At 58.5% G+C, this 16,282-nt stretch carries 20 protein-coding genes; 10 read left to right on the top strand and 10 right to left on the bottom strand.

The window, feature by feature from the left end; all coding sequences use genetic code 11:
• Positions 1-33: 33 nt before the first annotated feature.
• On the bottom strand, positions 34-966 hold the full coding sequence (locus IFT84_RS01560; RefSeq protein WP_192116882.1) for a LysR family transcriptional regulator: 933 nt from the start codon (positions 964-966) through the stop codon (positions 34-36).
• Between the two features lie 120 nt (positions 967-1,086).
• On the opposite strand from IFT84_RS01560, the gene IFT84_RS01555 reads away from it, so the two are divergent.
• Positions 1,087-1,344, top strand: a complete 258-nt coding sequence (locus tag IFT84_RS01555; protein ID WP_192116881.1) for a DUF2798 domain-containing protein — start codon at positions 1,087-1,089, stop codon at positions 1,342-1,344.
• A gap of 4 nt (positions 1,345-1,348) precedes the next feature.
• Here IFT84_RS01555 and IFT84_RS01550 read toward each other — a convergent pair whose 3' ends face one another.
• Positions 1,349-2,224, bottom strand: a complete 876-nt coding sequence (locus tag IFT84_RS01550; protein WP_192116880.1) for a VOC family protein — start codon at positions 2,222-2,224, stop codon at positions 1,349-1,351.
• A gap of 179 nt (positions 2,225-2,403) precedes the next feature.
• Here IFT84_RS01550 and trhA point away from each other — a divergent pair, with 179 nt between their 5' ends.
• Positions 2,404-3,048: a PAQR family membrane homeostasis protein TrhA gene (trhA, locus tag IFT84_RS01545; protein WP_192116879.1), complete on the top strand. Its 645-nt coding sequence runs from the start codon at positions 2,404-2,406 to the stop codon at positions 3,046-3,048.
• A gap of 49 nt (positions 3,049-3,097) precedes the next feature.
• On the opposite strand, the gene msrB is transcribed toward trhA, so the two are convergent.
• Positions 3,098-3,508, bottom strand: coding sequence for a peptide-methionine (R)-S-oxide reductase MsrB (gene msrB, locus IFT84_RS01540; RefSeq protein ID WP_192116878.1), 411 nt, complete (start codon positions 3,506-3,508; stop codon positions 3,098-3,100).
• 506 nt (positions 3,509-4,014) lie between these two features.
• Here msrB and IFT84_RS01535 point away from each other — a divergent pair.
• The 3 genes from IFT84_RS01535 (at position 4,015) to IFT84_RS01525 (ending at position 5,922) form a co-directional block, all read left to right on the top strand.
• Positions 4,015-4,461: a MucR family transcriptional regulator gene (locus IFT84_RS01535; protein ID WP_192116877.1), complete on the top strand. Its 447-nt coding sequence runs from the start codon at positions 4,015-4,017 to the stop codon at positions 4,459-4,461.
• Between the two features lie 197 nt (positions 4,462-4,658).
• On the top strand, positions 4,659-5,138 hold the full coding sequence (locus tag IFT84_RS01530) for a helix-turn-helix domain-containing protein (RefSeq protein ID WP_192116876.1): 480 nt from the start codon (positions 4,659-4,661) through the stop codon (positions 5,136-5,138).
• Complete coding sequence (locus IFT84_RS01525) at positions 5,131-5,922, top strand: DUF6456 domain-containing protein (protein ID WP_192116875.1); 792 nt, start codon at positions 5,131-5,133, stop codon at positions 5,920-5,922. The genes IFT84_RS01530 and IFT84_RS01525 overlap by 8 nt, the downstream gene beginning before the upstream one ends.
• Positions 5,923-6,027: 105 nt before the next feature.
• On the opposite strand, the gene IFT84_RS01520 is transcribed toward IFT84_RS01525, so the two are convergent.
• Both IFT84_RS01520 and IFT84_RS01515 read right to left on the bottom strand, forming a co-directional pair.
• Positions 6,028-6,453, bottom strand: a complete 426-nt coding sequence (locus IFT84_RS01520; protein ID WP_192117552.1) for a SufE family protein — start codon at positions 6,451-6,453, stop codon at positions 6,028-6,030.
• Positions 6,454-6,761: 308 nt separating this feature from the next.
• On the bottom strand, positions 6,762-7,220 hold the full coding sequence (locus tag IFT84_RS01515; RefSeq protein ID WP_192116874.1) for a DUF5330 domain-containing protein: 459 nt from the start codon (positions 7,218-7,220) through the stop codon (positions 6,762-6,764).
• 438 nt (positions 7,221-7,658) lie between these two features.
• Here IFT84_RS01515 and IFT84_RS01510 point away from each other — a divergent pair, with 438 nt between their 5' ends.
• The 3 genes from IFT84_RS01510 to IFT84_RS01500 are packed head-to-tail and all read left to right on the top strand — an operon-like array spanning position 7,659 to position 10,408.
• Positions 7,659-9,269 (top strand): ATP-binding protein, encoded by a 1,611-nt coding sequence (locus IFT84_RS01510; protein ID WP_192116873.1) that lies wholly within the window; start codon positions 7,659-7,661, stop codon positions 9,267-9,269.
• Positions 9,241-10,014, top strand: coding sequence for a peptidoglycan-binding domain-containing protein (locus IFT84_RS01505; RefSeq protein WP_192116872.1), 774 nt, complete (start codon positions 9,241-9,243; stop codon positions 10,012-10,014). Before IFT84_RS01510 ends, IFT84_RS01505 begins: the two co-directional genes overlap by 29 nt.
• A gap of 46 nt (positions 10,015-10,060) precedes the next feature.
• Positions 10,061-10,408 (top strand): DUF1491 family protein, encoded by a 348-nt coding sequence (locus IFT84_RS01500; protein WP_192116871.1) that lies wholly within the window; start codon positions 10,061-10,063, stop codon positions 10,406-10,408.
• Positions 10,409-10,426: 18 nt separating this feature from the next.
• On the opposite strand, the gene IFT84_RS01495 is transcribed toward IFT84_RS01500, so the two are convergent.
• On the bottom strand, positions 10,427-11,515 hold the full coding sequence (locus IFT84_RS01495; RefSeq protein ID WP_192116870.1) for a DUF2336 domain-containing protein: 1,089 nt from the start codon (positions 11,513-11,515) through the stop codon (positions 10,427-10,429).
• Between the two features lie 288 nt (positions 11,516-11,803).
• Here IFT84_RS01495 and IFT84_RS01490 point away from each other — a divergent pair, with 288 nt between their 5' ends.
• Together IFT84_RS01490 and IFT84_RS01485 are read left to right on the top strand one after the other, a co-directional pair.
• Positions 11,804-12,091 carry a glycine zipper domain-containing protein gene (locus IFT84_RS01490; protein WP_192116869.1) on the top strand — a complete coding sequence of 96 codons (288 nt, stop codon included), beginning with the start codon at positions 11,804-11,806 and terminating at the stop codon, positions 12,089-12,091.
• Between the two features lie 189 nt (positions 12,092-12,280).
• Positions 12,281-12,448 carry a hypothetical protein gene (locus IFT84_RS01485; protein ID WP_192116868.1) on the top strand — a complete coding sequence of 56 codons (168 nt, stop codon included), beginning with the start codon at positions 12,281-12,283 and terminating at the stop codon, positions 12,446-12,448.
• Between the two features lie 11 nt (positions 12,449-12,459).
• Here IFT84_RS01485 and IFT84_RS01480 read toward each other — a convergent pair whose 3' ends face one another.
• The 4 genes from IFT84_RS01480 to IFT84_RS01465 are packed head-to-tail and all read right to left on the bottom strand — an operon-like array spanning position 12,460 to position 16,280.
• Positions 12,460-12,837, bottom strand: coding sequence for a PH domain-containing protein (locus IFT84_RS01480; RefSeq protein WP_192116867.1), 378 nt, complete (start codon positions 12,835-12,837; stop codon positions 12,460-12,462).
• A 59-nt stretch (positions 12,838-12,896) separates the two neighbouring features.
• Entirely contained in the window at positions 12,897-13,466 is a 570-nt protein-coding gene (locus tag IFT84_RS01475; protein WP_192116866.1) for a DUF1254 domain-containing protein, read from the bottom strand.
• Positions 13,463-14,059, bottom strand: a complete 597-nt coding sequence (locus IFT84_RS01470) for a DUF1214 domain-containing protein (RefSeq protein WP_192117551.1) — start codon at positions 14,057-14,059, stop codon at positions 13,463-13,465. The genes IFT84_RS01475 and IFT84_RS01470 overlap by 4 nt, the downstream gene beginning before the upstream one ends.
• 10 nt (positions 14,060-14,069) lie before the next feature.
• On the bottom strand, positions 14,070-16,280 hold the full coding sequence (locus tag IFT84_RS01465) for a transglycosylase domain-containing protein (protein ID WP_192116865.1): 2,211 nt from the start codon (positions 16,278-16,280) through the stop codon (positions 14,070-14,072).
• Between the last annotated feature and the right edge of the window lie 2 nt (positions 16,281-16,282).

The raw sequence follows: 16,282 nt of genomic DNA, 5'->3' as shown, positions 1-16,282 counted from the left end.
AGCCCTCAGAAATAGAGAGGATGACGATGCGCTTCAAGCCGCAATCGGCATATCCCGCGCTTTGAACGTCGTCACCACATGGTCGATAAAGGCGCGAAGCTTTGGCGTGGTGGCGTTTCTGTCGGGGTAGCAGATGTGATAGTCCAGCGGCTCCACATCGGCGTGGGTTGAGAGATTGTCGCTGTCGCGAAACAGCGGCACCAGTTTGCCCTCACGCAGCAGTGGATCGGCAATATAGGTCGAAATGCGCGTGATGCCCGCGCCGCCAACGGTGAGTTTCACCAGCGTATCGATATCATTGCTGATGATGGCCGCTTTCAGGCGGGGTTCAAACCGCACGCCATCGCGTAAAAAGCCCCATGGCAACAGGCGTCCATCGGTCGGCATGCGCAGCACCAGACAATCGAAATGCTCCAGATCTTCCGGAGTTTGCGGCGTGCCTTTCTCGGCCAGAAAGTCAGGCGATGCGCAGATCATCAGCGGGCAAAAACCGATGCGGCGCGTTATCAGTCCCGGCTCCAGCTGGTATTGCAGGCGAATGCTGACATCGACATCCTCGGCAATATGGTCGACGCTGCGGTCGGTCATGATCAGTTCAATCGAGACATCGGGGTAGCGCTTGCAGAAATCCGGTATCATCGGCGCAATGACGTGGCGACCGAAGGCCGTTGAACAGGATATGCGCAAGCGGCCCTGTGGTGTGGCGTTGAGGCTGGAAACGGCGGCTTCCGCATGGGCAAGGTCCTGCACCACATGGCGCACACGCTCATAGTAGAGTTTGCCGCTTTCCGTCAGCGCCAGTTGGCGCGTGCTGCGCAGCAGAAGCCGGGAGCCAAGGGCGTGTTCCAGCCGCGCAATATTCTGACTGGCGGCGGCCGGCGTAATGCCGAGCTTGCGGGCAGCACCTGCAATACTGCCTTCTTCCACCGCCCGGACGAAGTTTTCAATACCCCGTAATCTATCCATAACCGTCACTCTGTTGCCATCCAGTCGATAGTTTAGCTTTCGACTGTACCCGGACGCAAGCGGCTAGTGGGCAGCCGACGACATGGATAAACAGGCTGCAACCAGTTGACGGAGAGACGCATGACAGCAGACTTTACGGCGCGTTCGCGCAAACTTCATCCACGCTACACCCCGTTCGTGTTTGCCTTTTTCATGGCAGGCATTATGGGATTGCTGATGAGCAGCGTGATCGTGGCCGCCAGCAGCGGCATTGATGCGAGCTTTCCCAACCGGGTCATCGAGGCTTACGTGCTGGCGGCACCCGTTGCGTTCTTCTGCGTGCTGCTGGTGCGCCCCGTCGTTGCCCGCATCGTATCGCTGATTGTGCGCAGTTGTTAAGGATTCATCTCTTCAGCCCCAGCGTCAGGCCAATACCCCACGGGTCGGTCAGTGCCACACCATTGGCCGTGCGCCTGGTTGGCATCTCCAGCGCCTCGGCAGCAGCAACCGCCTTGTCCAGCTCCGCCTTGTCGTTGAACCGGATCGTGTAATCGGACAGTCCGGTCATGGCACTTTCGCGTTTTGGTGCGTTGCGGGAGTTCCAGATATTGGCACCGATATGGTGGTGGTACTGGCCGCTGCCGAAAAACGTAGCGCCGGGGTAGCGCGCCATCACACCCAGACCCAGCACATCGCGGAAGAATGCTTCGGCTTCGGGAATATTGGAGACCTGAAGATGAATATGGCCGAGCGCCGTGCGCGCCGCCATGCCGTGCCAATCGGTCTTCGGCGCTTCATCATAGAGCGCTTGCAGATCCAGCGGCAGCGTGGCCATGGCCACCATGCCGCCCGGCTGGAAATTCCAATCCTCGCGCGGCTTGTCGCGGTAGACCTCTATGCCGTTGCCCTCGGGGTCCGAGAGGTAGATGGCTTCGCTCACCAGATGGTCGGATGCGCCGTCCAGCGCCACATTATTGTGGGCGGCATGTGCCAGCCAGCGTCCAAGTTCCAGCCGGTCAGGCACCAGAAACGCCGTGTGAAAAAGCCCCGGTGCATTGCGTGGTGCCTGCGCCGCCTGGCTGTCCGTCGTCAGCGACAGCAACGGCTGACCGTCGACGCCCAGAACCGCGCCGCTTGCGCTTTTTTCCAGTGTCGTCAGGCCCATAATCGATTCGTACCAGCCGCGCATCGCGTCGACATCGCGCACCACAAGATGGGCGTGGTCGATAAACGCTGGCATGGCTAACGGGTGGTGGGGGTGGTGTTCGGGTGCAAACATCTGTGTGATCCTTTGTTACCCCAAATATGCTGATGTCGACGCATGTACGAAAGAGGGAACATTGGCGATTCAGTGTTCGTTATTCGTTGACAAACTAAAGTCTTGTCAACGCGTTGTAGCAACATAAAATTGACGTATGCCTGGGTTATACCTTCGCATACATTCACCGGACTTGCGCGATGACCTCAGGACCCATTCACTGGAATTACGACCGTCATGAACTGATTGCCGATGGCGTGGTTCATGCCATCGGCGTGCTGGCGGCGGTTATCGGCGTGTCCATCATGATCTATCATGCCACGGTGTTTACCACCGCTGGGCAGCTGGTGGCCACCAGCATCTACGGTACGGGCCTGATCCTGACACTGACCATGTCGTTCCTCTACAATGCCTGGCCTGTGTCACGCGCCAAATGGGTGCTGCGGCGGTTCGATCATTCGTCCATCTTCGTGCTGATTGCCGCAACCTACACCCCGTTTTTGCAGCGCGGATGGGATAATCCACTGCTGTTCTGGCTGCTTGTGGGCATGTGGGGCATTGCCGCGCTTGGGGTTGCGATCAAATGTCTGCTACCCGGCCGTTTCGACCGGCTGGCCATTCTTTTGTATCTGGCAATGGGATGGAGCGGCGCGCTGGCCTTCGGTCCGCTGTCGGACCGGCTTTCGACGTCAACACTGATGCTGATCGTCGCGGGGGGCGTCATCTATTCCGCAGGCGTCATCTTTCATGTGTGGGAAAAGCTGCGGTTCCAGAACGCCATCTGGCATGGTTTCGTCGTGACGGCTGCGGCCACCCATTACATGGCCGTCATGTCCAGCCTGTGAATTTGACCGGACGGAAGACCGGGCCTTGATCAGCCCGGTCTCGCCAAGTTTATTTCCCTTCGTCGAAGGTCAGCGCCACGCCATTCATGCAGTAGCGCAGACCGGTTGGTGCCGGTCCATCCGGAAACACGTGGCCCAGATGCGCATCACAATCGGCGCAGCGAATTTCTGTGCGCGTCATGCCATAGGATGAATCACGATGCTGTGTAACAGCATCCGCCGAGATCGGCTGGTAAAAGCTTGGCCATCCGGTGCCGGAGTTGAACTTTGTATCTGACGAGTACAGGGCATTGTCGCAACAGACGCAATGGTAAACGCCGTGCTTCGACAGGTCGAAATCCGGGCTGGAAAAAGCCCGCTCCGTGCCGTGTTCGCGGGTGATGCGATACTGCTCCGGCGTCAACTGTTCACGCCATTCGGCGTCGGTCTTGTGCACTTTCAATGTTTTCGTGGCTTCCATGATCACGATCTCCTTTGCATCAAAATATAGGAAGCCGTGTCGGATCCGACAATAAACGGCGGAAAATTCCTGCGTGTCTTTCCAAAATCTTCGTCCTCGTCCGCCGGGATAGTATCCCGAATGGAGAAAGGTTATGCCAGCAGGAAAAATCACCGCTGTATTGCTGGCGAAAGATCGCTTTTATCTCCGCTCTTTCCTATAAATAATACTGGACTTTTAACGTGGCGATGCTAATCGGAAGCATCGCTGGTTGCTCCAACGATACACTGACATTCATTGACAGCCGCACCCAGTAATAGAGAAATTTTCGAAAAAAGACATTTTGTGCAATATGCCTTTTATCCATCCTGCTATATGTCGCGATATGCTATAAGCAGGTCTTGATTTCTGTAGGATTGAGTGGCTGCACGTTCACGTTGTTGTTATGTAACGTTGCCTTAACCTATACTTATATTGATGGTATGTGCATATTGCTTTGCACCCTGCCATGATGACAGGAGATTGAAATGACAGAGACTATAAGTGGCCGGGCGCATGATCTGCTGGTGGAACTCACCGCCGATATCGTTGCCGCCTATGTTAGCAACCATGTGGTGCCGGTATCCGATTTGTCCGGCCTGATTGCTGACGTTCACGCCGCTTTGAACAATACATCCTCGCCAGAGGCCGCCGTTATCCCCGTGGTGGAAAAGCAGAAGCCGCCGGTTTCTGTGCGCAAGTCTATCCAGAACGACTATCTGATCTGCCTTGAAGACGGTCAGAAGTTCAAATCACTGAAGCGCCACCTGATGACGCACTACAATATGACGCCGGAAGAATATCGCGAGAAGTGGGATCTGCCAGCCGACTATCCCATGGTGGCTCCGGCCTATGCAGAGGCCCGCTCGCGCCTTGCCAAGGAAATGGGTCTGGGTCAGCGCCGCAAGCGCCGCGCGACCAAGGCAACAGCCTGACATCTATCGGATAAAGTATCATAACCGGTCTGCTTGCAGGCCGGTTTTTGTTTGCGTTCAAGCGAAAATATACCTAACTCGTTAAGCTTGAAACGCATTGTGTCATAAATAACCGGGACAATCTTATTTTGTTCTGGATTTTTTCATTCGTTTCTGCTTATGAATAAGGAGTAAATTCCTAGTTCATGGAGTTCGGTATGTCAGCCCAGGAAGTACGATCCACTCAGCAGAAAGCGAAACCAGGCGTCGGCCCCTTTGTGGCTCCGCCAGCAAACAGGCCGCGCGCGCCAGAGACCAAATCGTTCCCGGCTGGTATCCCCGATGACGCGGAACGCCGCCGCCAACTGCGCCTGATGTGTGAGACGGTGCGTCGTGTGGTCGCCGAACTTCAGGGCATGACGGACGACCGCAAGCAGGAGCGCACCGATATGCGTCGCGCTGCCTGCCATGTGCGCCAGATCGGCATGTATGTCTGCCACGTTTCCTTGCAGCTTTCGTTGACGGATATCGGCTTCGGGTTTGGCCGAGATCGCACCACCGTTGCCCATGCCTGCAAGATGGTGGAGGACCGCCGCGACGATACGGCCTATGACGAGTTTGTCAGCCTGGTGGAGCGTCTCATCCTGTGTGTGTTCAGCCCCATACAGGCTGCAGTGCCGGGTGGCAACCATGAGTGAGCCGAAGACTGCGGCCATGCTGAAACTGCTGCGCTTCGTGATGGGCCACCGGGTTCTGGTTGAAAGCCGGACTGAGAGCGATATCGTGCTCACGCGGGGCGAGGGGTGCTCGCGCACATTCGCCCTCGGCCTGGTTCAGCATGGCCTGTCTCAAGGGCTGTTAAGCACAAGCGGCGGCCTGCTGGCCGCCACGCCCACCGCCTGCGCTTTCATCCGCCGGGCGCTGGTTTCGCCGGACGAAGCCTTTGCTAACCAGCATCGGGACACGGGCCACAAGACGATGATTGTGGAGGAAGTGACTGAAAGCGTTCGGGTGAACCACGCGGAATCACCTTTGTCAGCGCTGGCCCGCCTCAAGGAGAAATCCGGTGCGCCGTTTCTGGAGTCGCAGGCCATTGCGGCGGGCGAGCGTCTGCTCGCAGATTTCACCCGGGGGCAGTTACAGCCACGCATGACGATGACCTATGCCCCGAAACTGGAGAGCAAGGCTGCAGGCGCACGGTCTGGCGAGCACGATCTGAGCGACAGTGCGCTTAGCGCCCGACGTCGGGTGCGCTCAGCGGTGGAGGCCATGGGGCCTGAACTGTCCGGCGTCGCGCTGGATATCTGCTGCTTTTCAAAAGGTCTCGAAACTGTCGAGCGCGAACGGCAGTGGCCCGTGCGCTCCGCCAAGGTCATGCTGCGGGCTGCCTTGCAGGCGCTCGCCCGTCACTATGAATCGCATTGTCGCCCCCATAGAAGACATCCGGAAGAGGCTGCGCAGGTGTTAGACACGCAACTGTGATCTCTAAGCATGTCCAGTAAAAACGGAGGCCCTTTGACGTCTGGACAATGCGTTACAACAAGACGTTAGAGCATGTCTGGTCAACACGTGTTCGCCAGCCATGCTTTAATGGACGCTGGCCATGCGGCGCGCTGCCTCGGACTTGATCCGCCCGATCATGGAGCGCAGGCCGTTGGCGCGCTGGGAGGACAGATGCTCCACCAGACCGATTTTGCCGAACACGTCCAGTGCATCCAGTGTAGCGATCTCCGAGGCGGCTTTGCCCGAATAGGTGGCCAGCACGATGGCCACCAGCCCCCGTACGATATGGGCATCGGAATCGCCTTCAAAGGTCAGGACCGGATCGGCCTCGCCACCCTGTTGATGTGTGACCAGCCAGACCTGGCTGGCGCAGCCCTGCACCTTGTTTTCCGCCGTGCGCTCGGTTTCCGGTAGGTCCGGCAGGGATTTTCCCAGTTCGATCACATAGCGATACCGGTCTTCCCAGTCGTCGAGATAGGAAAACTCGTCGATGATCTCATCAATCGTCATGGCAGTTTTGGGCGTGTTCATCGAAACCTGCGTGCAGCGAATTTGAGTATTTACAGCGACCTTTGCGCGTTTGACGCGCGGCGCTGTAATGCTGTTTGCCATATAAGCGCTCCCGCCCGAAAAGCCAGCATAAAGCTTGGGATCATAGCGGCCGAATCAGAAATGCCGTGAGGGGAGGTCTCCTCACGGCATCCTGTATTTTTGAACGAGAGTATCAACCTTTGCGGGAACAGCGTCGGTCTTCACCTCTCACGTCACTTCTGGCATATTTTTAAATCAAGTCAATAAGAATCAGCTTTTAAAGATTATTATAATTCTCGATCAGCCACGGGCGGCTGATATGGCTTGATGGTGGAATGCGGTCGGGGTGCCGAAGGTGCCTTGACGGAGACAGGCTCGACAGGCTTACCGCCCGTTGCAGGGGTTTGGGTTGCGAGTTCCGGAACGTTGCTGGATGCCGGTTTGGCGGCGGCTTGCGCCACCGTTTCAGTGGCAAACTGGGTGTTCAAAAACTCATAGGCGATGCGTGCACCCTCACGGGCGCGGTGACCGAGGGCTACAAACGTCTCCCCGCCTTTTTCGCAGACCTCCGGTTTTTCCACGCACAAGCCTTTGAGATAGGAAATCGCTTCGGTCGCCGCCGATAAGGTCTCGCCGATGGCCATCTGCGGTGCGCCGTCCAGCTTGTTGGACGCAGCCGGACTGAAGAACGGCAGCATGACCAGCACCAGCGTAAACCAGAAACCTGCCTTGATCAAAAACCACATCGTCTTGCTCTCATTCAGCCTGCCACAACCCGGCACCATCCAACATGCCAGCACTATCCACCAGGATCGCCAACAGTCCGTTACCGTACGCTCTGGCATTTGTTTTAATACGCGGCAATTCGGTTAGCTTTATGGTCATCGCAGACCCTTTTAGACACATTTTAGCGATCCGCGTTAAGGATCAAGGCGGCACGCCATGCCGAACCCCCTGAAGCACATGGAAACGGGCCGCCACACAAGTTAATAAAACCGGAAAAATGCACCATTTTCCGATGCTTACGCCCCGTTAACCACATTTGACGAAGTTCACCGGATTTGGGCCAAACTCCCGTGTTTGCGCCCGAAGCCAAGCCCGCAGGGCCCTGTTTTTATTCTTTCCTTAAGCCCCGGCTGCGACATTCACACCAGTTTCAGGGTCTGTTTTCGACAGAGAAAAGTGTGCGTGTATTGAGTAACATCGCTGAAAGACTGCCTCCCCCGGCAAAGCCCGGCAGAGACCGCGAAAACGCGGCGCTGCGCATTGTGGCGCTGTGTGCGGGTGTAGGCACCGTGCTGGTATCTGCGGCCCTCTCGGCTGTTCTGCCGGTGTCGACGGCGCTGCCCGTGGGTGCCGCTCTGGTGGCGGCGCTGGCGCTCATCGGTGGCGTGGTTGCCGTGTCTGTTCTGCGCCTTACCGCTATTTCTGCGCCTGCCAATAACAATGTCGTCCACGCTGGCTCCAGCCTGCGCGCACAAGCCTATGATTGCTTTGCCGGGCTGGTTACTCTGCATGATGCACGCGGAAGCGTGGTGTCTGTCCATGGCCGCGACCGCGCCGCCATGCTGGGCTGGATGCGCGATCCCATGGGACGCGGGTTTCTGGAGCAGGTTCATGTGTCGGACCGCATCCTGTTTCTGCAGGCTGTCGACCGCCTTCGGCTGGGCGCGTCCAGCGCTCGCCTCGATATTCGCATGGACCGGGCACGGCTTGCCGATCCTCGGTCACAATTTGCCTATCTACGATGCCAGATGACGGCGCTTGCCGATGTCGAGGGTGAACTTACCGGCATTCTGGTCCAGTCCACCACGATTGACAGTGAGGCCGCATTGAGGGCGGAAGTTGCGGAAAAAACCTCCGCTGCCGACGCCGCCAATGAAGCAAAAACCCGGTTTCTGGCCGCCGTCAGCCATGAGCTGCGCACGCCGCTGACGGCGATTCTTGGCTTTTCCGACAGTCTGGCCCACGGCTATTGCGGGGATCTCGGCAATGACCGCCAGCGGGAGTATGTCGGCCTCATTCACCAGTCCGGTACGCATCTTCTGGCGCTCGTTAACTCCATGCTGGATATGACGCGGATCGAGTCCGGCCATTACCGGCTGTCGCCTGAGCCGTTTGCCGTGGCCGATGCCGTGCTTGCCTGCGAGGCGATGCTGAGCGGGCAGGCCCGCGACAAGGGCGTGAGTCTCACCAGCCGCGTGCCGCGCCTCACAGGTGAGGTCGTCACGGACCGCCGTGCATTCCAGCAGATTTTGATCAACCTGATCGGCAATGCCCTGAAATTCACGGCCAAAGGCGGCGTGGTCACCGTGGATGCCGCGCGCACTGCCGACACCATGGTGCTGACGGTCAGTGATACCGGTATCGGCATTGCGCCGGAGCATCTCAGCCTGATCGGCCAGCCGTTTGTGCAGGGCAATACCCCGCCGGAAAACGAACAGGCCGGAACGGGGCTGGGGCTCTGCCTCGTGAAAAGCCTTGTCGATGTGCTGGGCGGCACCTTCGCCATCGTCAGCGCGCCGGGCGAAGGAACGGTGGTGACCATCCGCCTGCCAGTGATAGTTGCGCAACACGCCACCGTGCCTGCCGCAGAACCCAAGGCACTGGCCCCCAGCGCGTTTCCACCCCGGTTGAAAGGGGCTGAACCTCCAAGATCTGTCCAGAGTGTCGTTCCACGGCCTGCTGTGTCTGCTGTTGCGCCCGCTCCCGGTAGCGCTCGGGCGACCATGAGGCCTGGACGAAGTGAATACGGAGACGCACACCATGACGGCGCGCACGCGAAAATCGCCTAAATCGAAAAAGCCGGCTCCCAAAAAGTCCGGCATACTGGCCCGAGGCCTGAAGACAGGCCTGTCGACGGTTGTGGGTGCCATTGTGAGGACTGCATCGCGCTACCCTGTGGCGATTGCTGGTGGTACGGCGTTTGCCGTGGTCTACAGCTTCGTCGCAACCAATGCGATCTGGTATCAGCACGGCACGCATCCATCCCCGTTCTTCCGTACACGCGACCCGCTGGTGACGGAGCGAAACGTCACCGCAGAACCGAAGAAAGTCACCACCTTCGTCATCCAGCGCGAAGGTGAAGGAGAGGATGCAGGCGTGGACCGTGACGTGGCAACCGGCACGGTGGCGGCAGACGAAATCGCTGCGTCCTCTGCCGACGATGCGCCCGCTCTGCCATCCACCTCGTCATCAATGGATGCGCCTGTTGCGGTGGTTACGCCCACGGCGCGGCCCTACGAACTGGCCTCGCGCGCGGCGAAGCCACAGGCAGACGCCGACCCGGTGGCCGCCGCTATTCGCGATGCGGACAAGCCCGCCGGACCCAACACGGCGCTTCAGGCGCAGACCAAGCTGGTTGTCACCATCCAGCGCGGCCTGTCCAACATTGCCTATGATGGCGTGACGGTCGACGGTGTGGCGGGCGAGCAGACGCGAACGGCCATCCGCCGTTTCGAGAAGCATTACAAGCTGCCGGAAACCGGACAGCCCAATGAAAACGTTTTGAAAAAACTGAAAGAAATCGGCGCCCTTTGATGGGGGACGCTGGTTTGCGATTTGTTGTACCGGGATTTGAACGATCATGCGCCTGAAATCGGAGATATTTGTATCGGCCCTTTTGCGCCGCGTTTACGCGACCGGCGATTACGCCGCCGTGTTGCATCGCGGTGCAGATGAGGCTGGCGCAATCTTCATCCGCCAACGCGAGCGCAGCGGGCTGGAAACACTTTACGCGCCAGCGCCGCAGAGCGCCTTCGACGACGATAGCGCAGCCCACGACCGCCTGTTCGAAATCCGCTTGGAAAAAGCAGACACCGCCGAAGTCGACGCCCAGATCATCCGCGAACTGCGTTTCGATCCGGACTGTTGGGTGGTGGAAATCGAAACCGAAAATCGCGGCGATCTATTCCTGCTGGCGAAGGTGAAGTGACCGCTGAATAGAAATTCTCTACCCCTTGCTGACAGCGCGCTGCATGTCCCCGTTTTGACGCAAGAGGTTTTGCGCTGTGTTAGTGCGGGGATCAGGCTTGCGGGTGGGGGCGTGTATGGGGTCGTGTGTGGTAGCGCGTTCCAGTCTTTGCCACGCCACAAGACGGGCGCGGGCATGGGCGGGGTCTGCTGCGTTTAGCAGATGTACGGCGTCTGATACGCCATCTGTCAGACGGGACAGATGCGGGTAGAATTGCTGTAGAATATAGGCGGTGTTCATCTTGGGCAGGCCCAGCGCCAGCAGGGTTTCAGCAAGTTGCTGACCGGTTGTATCCAAAAGAATGCGGGTTGCCAAAGCGCGGCTGGCGGACAAGGCGTCTGCCAGAACGGAGGCAAACAGGGGTGCTTCCACCGAGCGGGCAAAGCGGACCATCAGGCCCGCATGCACGGCGGAAGTCGGGCGCAGGTTCGGCAGGGTTGGTGGCTGGATCTGGGCCGCGGGCTTGCGGCCGGGCATGACCATGCGTTTCAGTTCCTGCCGCAGGCTTTCGGCCAGATCCGGGGATTTCGGGGAGGGGGATTCCTCTTGATCGGGAAGCTGGAGCCATGCAGCGTGCGGGGCCAATGGGACATCTGCGATTGATGGCTCATCAACGGGCATAAGCAGCGAGGTCTGCGGCGTGGGCCCGGCCAGACTGTTGCGATGGCGCGCGACCAGCGCATCCACCACGGCGGGTGGAAGGTCGTCGCGGCGCGAAAGTGCGTTGACGTGAGCGTCGGTGCCGTCGCGCACCACGTCCAGCAAAAGGTCTTCATCCAGCGTGCTGGACCGGCTGAGATAGAGGGCTGCAATGCCGATCGGCTGGCGGACAATGAAGCGTGCAACCTCGACGGGGACATGGGGGCACCGGGAGAGTGCGGCGACGGCCTGACGGCGGGCTTCCTCGGTGGAGGCGGGGAACAAGGCTTCAAACAGTTCGGTAAACTGGCGCAATTGCCGGCGCGAGGCGTGATGGTGCGCTTCAAAGCTGGTCACGGTTGCCAGCAGAACCACATCCTTGAACCGCTTCGTCTGCGGTTGCTCTAACTCACGAAACCGGTCCGCCAACACACATCCCCAACGCAATACTAAAGTTTGTCAGGGAAAAGTGAAAACCGGTTTTCCCGAAAGACAAACGACAACAATGTCTGCCCCTTACACGCACATAAACTCGGCAATGGAAACGGGGTGAAACACTTCACTAGAGTTAGAGCAAAAGCGTTATCCAACCATTAACTATGGAGTTGTCCACAGGCGCATTCTTATTGCCCATTGCTTAAAGAGGCCGGGAACAAATTCACGTTTCAAGCATTACCTGCCCGAGCAAACTTTGATGATCAACTAGGAGCGAGTGACATGGCGAGAACAAACAATCCTGAACTGGAAGGCGAAGCCGCAGAAGCCGAAGCACAGGTGGACACCGCACGCGCTGATCTGGAAAATCAGGTTCAGGAATTGCGGGCCGAAATTTCGCGGATTTCCGGGTCTGTCTCCGCACTGAGCAGCGGCGCGAAGGCCGTTGTCAGCAAGGAAGCGGAAATCCTCGGCGAGCGCGTCAAGGATCGCGTCCGTGAAGAGCCGCTACAGACTTTGGGTATCGTGGCCGGTGTTGCGTTCCTTATGGGCGTCATCATGAGCCGCTAAGCGGTATAGCTATCGAACAAACGATAGTACGGATTATAGCCTCGCGGTTGTCAAATAAGATAACGCGGGGCTTTTCTGTCAATACCATTCGGTTTTCTGAGTATAAATTGCATATTAAGAACTTGTTAACTATGATATGGCTGAGTAAGACGGATATAACCTGACCGGTGTCCAACAATGGAGGCGCGCGTGGCAGACATAATCCAGATTCGCGACCGAATGAGCGCCACGCCGAAGGATGCGAAACGGCTGCTTACGGTTGCGCAAGTGCTGCTGTTTACCGGCGTGCGGTACGAGCGCCTGACCACGGGAAAGACGCCCGGCAAAGGGGGCAGCAGGTCTCTGAAGAAGGCTTGAGGGCGCGGCTGTTACCTTAACGCTCCTGTTGCAAGTGCACGTTGTATGCCTCTTACATCGCTTCCTTTTTTCAAGGTTTTTTGTATTGGATGAGCGTTACCGGAAACCCAGATTTTCAATTCGGAATCCAGATCGAATGTGCCTGCGGTTTCGACTGAAAAGCGGGTGATAGCCCGATAGGGTATCGACTGATAATCAACCTTGCTACCGGTGATACCCTGGATATCAACTAGGATAACACGCGACTGTGTGAACACCATGAAATCCCGGATGACCTTGAACGCAAGCTGAACGGTTTCACCCTCAATCAGGACACCATCAAGACGTTTGGCCAAATCAGCTGGATTAACCACGCTGCCATGGCCCATTAAACCGTCGAAGATACCCATGTGGTTTCCGCTTTCCCGCGAGTCTATACTAGAAGGTTATCGTGAAGTGGGGATTTTGGTCAAGGTTGCAGCGCCGGGTCAAACTCCTCGCACGCCGATTGCGTGATAAAGTCCTGTGCCGCCGGCAGCAGGCTGGGCACGGGGGCGAAGGCGCGCAAGACCGCGTAGCCTTCGGTATCGGGCATCTCGACCAGAATGGAATTGGTGAGCGCTGCGGGCAGGGATTTGCGCAATGTGATCAATTGCGCGTTGGAGGCGATGACGACGTCGAGTGTGCCGGTCACGGAGGTTTCGTCGTTCATGCTGAACACCTCGTTGGAAGCCGAATCGTAGATCGCCAGCGACCAGAACGGCACTTTGCCCACAGCTTGCAGCCGGGTTGCAAGCTCGCTGATGGAAAAGCTGCAAACGGCCACTTGCAGAAACGGGTCGCCATTGGCGAGGCCGGTAAAGCCGGGTTTGGCGTCCAGCGGGAAGAAGCGGTCCATCTCAAACAGGCCGAGCACGCGGGTGTAGGCGTCCTTGCCGGTTAATTGTGGAAGGGTCAGAATGATGACGATGTGGAGAAGCGCCGCACCGATCAGGCCGATGAGAACGGCAAAGAGAGAACCGCGGAACAGGGATTTCATGAGGTGAAACTCTTGCCACAACCGGTTTTGGTCAGCGTTGGCATGGTCAGGTCAATCAGGCCGGTGCTGCCCGCAGTCGGGGTATCCAATAGGGTGAGAACGAGTTTGAACGGGCCGCTGTGGCGGGTTGCAAGCCATGAGCCAGCGTGAGCATTGGGCGATACGGTGATGTGGAAGCTGTTGTCGGAAGCGCGCAGCACCGTCCATGAATTCAGCGCGCCGGGGAGGTCGTTGCCGGCGGACAACACCGTATCGGCCATATCGGTTGCGAAAAGGGTGAAGGCGCGGGCGGGTGGATTGATGCCGGAAAGGACATAGGTGCAAGCCCCGTTGAGCGGCTGTCCCGCAGCGTCTTTGGTGGCGGTGAAGGACAGGCCTTCGGCCCCCCCTAAAAGCAGTTTTCCGGCGCGGGCGCGGTGCGCTTTGGCGTAGGGGTCGGCGGTCGCCATCTGGGCTTGCGGGAAAGCTTCCCACGTGCCGAGGCGGATGCCGCCGAAGCCAGCCGTGGCCTTCAACGCTTCCACGGCAGACCATGTGCCAAGCCCGAAGGTGATGATGAGCGCGAGAGCCACCAGAAACGGAATGCGGAACAGGCCTGCCATGTTACCGGACCGCAGGTTGCGCGATGGCGGATGTGGTTTCAGGCGAGACCGAGGTTGCGGTTTTGATGGCGATAAGAGGCGCAGCCGTTTCGAGCGATTGGCCGATGGATTTCAAGAGCCGGGTGGAGTCCGCAGACAGCGAACGCGGGCGCACCAGCGGGGGCAGACCGCCATCCTCAGGCGGCTTGGCGGCGGCGACTTGCGCCGGCTTTGTGGGTTCTCCGGGCAGCGGGTTCTGAATGCCGGGAATGGCGCGCAGTTCTATGCCCTGATGGGCGTAGTCCATCAGGCGCTTGAAGGTCATGGCGGGGAGAGAGCCGCCGGTCATCTTGTTTGTGGAGGTGTAATCATCGTTACCGAACCAGACAGCGGCCGTGTAATTGCCGGTGAAACCGACAATCCACGCATCGCGATAGGCCTGCGTCGTCCCCGTTTTTGCACCAGCAATAATGTTGTGATCCAGTGCCGCGCGGCGCGCCGTGCCGATGACGGGAATCTGCGTCAGCATGAAATTCATGGAGGCAGTGGCCTTTTCCGACAGAACACGTTGAGGCGGTGGCGTGTCGCGGGCAAAGTCGTAGAGAATGTCGCCATCATAATTGATGATCTGCGTGATGCCGTGGCGGCGCGCCTGCATCCCGCCTGCGGGAAAGACCGAGTAGCCGGTGGCCTGATCGAGTACCGTAACCTCAGACGTGCCAAGGGGCATGGTCTTGTCCGTGCGGATGGGCGTTTCCACGCCAAAGGCCTTGGCGGTGGCGGCAATCAGGTCCGTGCCAAGCGTATCCTTGGCAAGGCGCACAGGAACCGTATTGATGGATTTGGCCATGGCGGTGAGCAAGGTGATGCGGCCTGCATAGCTGCGACCGTAGTTTTGCGGCGACCAGCCGCGCCATGTGATGGGGGCGTCCATGATGGTGGTTTCCGGCGTCATGCCCTTTTCCATCGCGGCGGCGTAGGTATAGGCCTTGAAGGACGAACCGGGCTGGCGCAGCGCCCGTGTGGCGCGGTTGAACTGGCTTTCGCCATAATCACGCCCACCGACCATGGCACGCACCGGGCTTCCGTTCGTCTGGTTCGCATTTTCCAGCATGACCAGAGCGCCCTGCTTGACGCGGTAGCTTTCGCCATATTGGCGCAGGCCCGTTTCCACCGCTTCCTCGGCGGCGGCTTGCAGACCCATATCAATGGTGGTGCGCACCACGAGGCTGTGCTGCTTGAAGGGTTTGGCAATGCGCTGGACTTCCTCGAACGCCCAATCGAGGAAGAAATCCGGTGCTTTGACCTCATTGCGATCAATGACGCTGGCGGGGTTGCGCCGCGCCGCGATAACCTGACCTTCCGTCATCAAGCCGCCTTGCACCATGTTGGTGAGAACCTCATTGGCGCGGGCGCGGGCGGCTGGCAGGTTCATGTGGGGGGCGTAGCGGCTGGGGGCCTTGAACAGACCGGCGAGCATGGCGGATTCGGCCAGATCGACATCGGTGATGCTTTTGCCGAAATAGAACTGCGATGCCGCTGCCGCGCCAAACGCGCCGCCGCCCATAAAGGCGCGGTCGAGATAAAGACGCAGGATTTCTTTTTTCGACAGATTGGCTTCGAGCCAGACGGCAAGGAAAGCTTCCTTGATCTTGCGCTCGATGGTGCGCTCATTGGTCAAAAACAGGTTTTTGGCCAATTGCTGCGTGAGGGTGGAGCCGCCCTGAACCACGCCACCGGCGCGGGCATTTTCCGTCATGGCGCGGGTCAGGCCCAGAAAATCAATGCCGTAATGCTGGAAAAACCGGCGGTCTTCGGTGGCGAGAACCGCCTTGATGAAATGGTCCGGCAGGGCATCAATCGGCACGGCATCTTCGTGGATAATGCCGCGATGGCCGATCTCGTTGCCGTAGCGATCCAGAAACGTGACGGCGAAATCGCTCTGGGCGCGCCAGTCCCCTTTGGTTTCTTCAAAAGCAGGCAGCGCCAGCGCCAGCATGAGCACAGACCCGGCGGTGCCGAGCGTAAAGGCCTCGCCTGCCAGTTCAAACACCACACGCTTGGGCCCGCGCACGCGAAAGCGGCGGAAGAAAATGGTGATATCTTCCCAGATCTGGGCAAAGCGGAAACCGGCATTCCAGACGGTCGAATCGATCCACGAATCGATGCGCAACAGAATGTGGCGTCGTTTACGCGGGGATTTCGGGGATGGTGTTTGTTCCGGTTCGCTCATGC

This window comes from Rhizobium sp. CFBP 8762, from assembly GCF_014841565.1.
Taxonomy (GTDB): domain Bacteria; phylum Pseudomonadota; class Alphaproteobacteria; order Rhizobiales; family Rhizobiaceae; genus CFBP-8762.
This window is presented reverse-complemented; position numbering and strand designations above follow the sequence as displayed.

Bases quoted from the DNA above. Each gene is read 5' to 3' on its own strand.
- IFT84_RS01530 (WP_192116876.1), top strand. From the start codon at position 4,659: ATGTCAGCCCAGGAAGTACGATCCACTCAGCAGAAAGCGAAACCAGGC.
- IFT84_RS01500 (WP_192116871.1), top strand. From the start codon at position 10,061: ATGCGCCTGAAATCGGAGATATTTGTATCGGCCCTTTTGCGCCGCGTT.
- IFT84_RS01550 (WP_192116880.1), bottom strand. From the start codon at position 2,224: ATGTTTGCACCCGAACACCACCCCCACCACCCGTTAGCCATGCCAGCG.
- IFT84_RS01465 (WP_192116865.1), bottom strand. From the start codon at position 16,280: ATGAGCGAACCGGAACAAACACCATCCCCGAAATCCCCGCGTAAACGA.
- msrB (WP_192116878.1), bottom strand. From the start codon at position 3,508: ATGGAAGCCACGAAAACATTGAAAGTGCACAAGACCGACGCCGAATGG.
- IFT84_RS01520 (WP_192117552.1), bottom strand. From the start codon at position 6,453: ATGACGATTGATGAGATCATCGACGAGTTTTCCTATCTCGACGACTGG.
- IFT84_RS01505 (WP_192116872.1), top strand. From the start codon at position 9,241: ATGACGGCGCGCACGCGAAAATCGCCTAAATCGAAAAAGCCGGCTCCC.
- trhA (WP_192116879.1), top strand. From the start codon at position 2,404: ATGACCTCAGGACCCATTCACTGGAATTACGACCGTCATGAACTGATT.
- IFT84_RS01535 (WP_192116877.1), top strand. From the start codon at position 4,015: ATGACAGAGACTATAAGTGGCCGGGCGCATGATCTGCTGGTGGAACTC.
- IFT84_RS01555 (WP_192116881.1), top strand. From the start codon at position 1,087: ATGACAGCAGACTTTACGGCGCGTTCGCGCAAACTTCATCCACGCTAC.
- IFT84_RS01515 (WP_192116874.1), bottom strand. From the start codon at position 7,220: ATGTGGTTTTTGATCAAGGCAGGTTTCTGGTTTACGCTGGTGCTGGTC.
- IFT84_RS01525 (WP_192116875.1), top strand. From the start codon at position 5,131: ATGAGTGAGCCGAAGACTGCGGCCATGCTGAAACTGCTGCGCTTCGTG.
- IFT84_RS01475 (WP_192116866.1), bottom strand. From the start codon at position 13,466: ATGAAATCCCTGTTCCGCGGTTCTCTCTTTGCCGTTCTCATCGGCCTG.
- IFT84_RS01480 (WP_192116867.1), bottom strand. From the start codon at position 12,837: ATGGGTATCTTCGACGGTTTAATGGGCCATGGCAGCGTGGTTAATCCA.
- IFT84_RS01490 (WP_192116869.1), top strand. From the start codon at position 11,804: ATGGCGAGAACAAACAATCCTGAACTGGAAGGCGAAGCCGCAGAAGCC.
- IFT84_RS01560 (WP_192116882.1), bottom strand. From the start codon at position 966: ATGGATAGATTACGGGGTATTGAAAACTTCGTCCGGGCGGTGGAAGAA.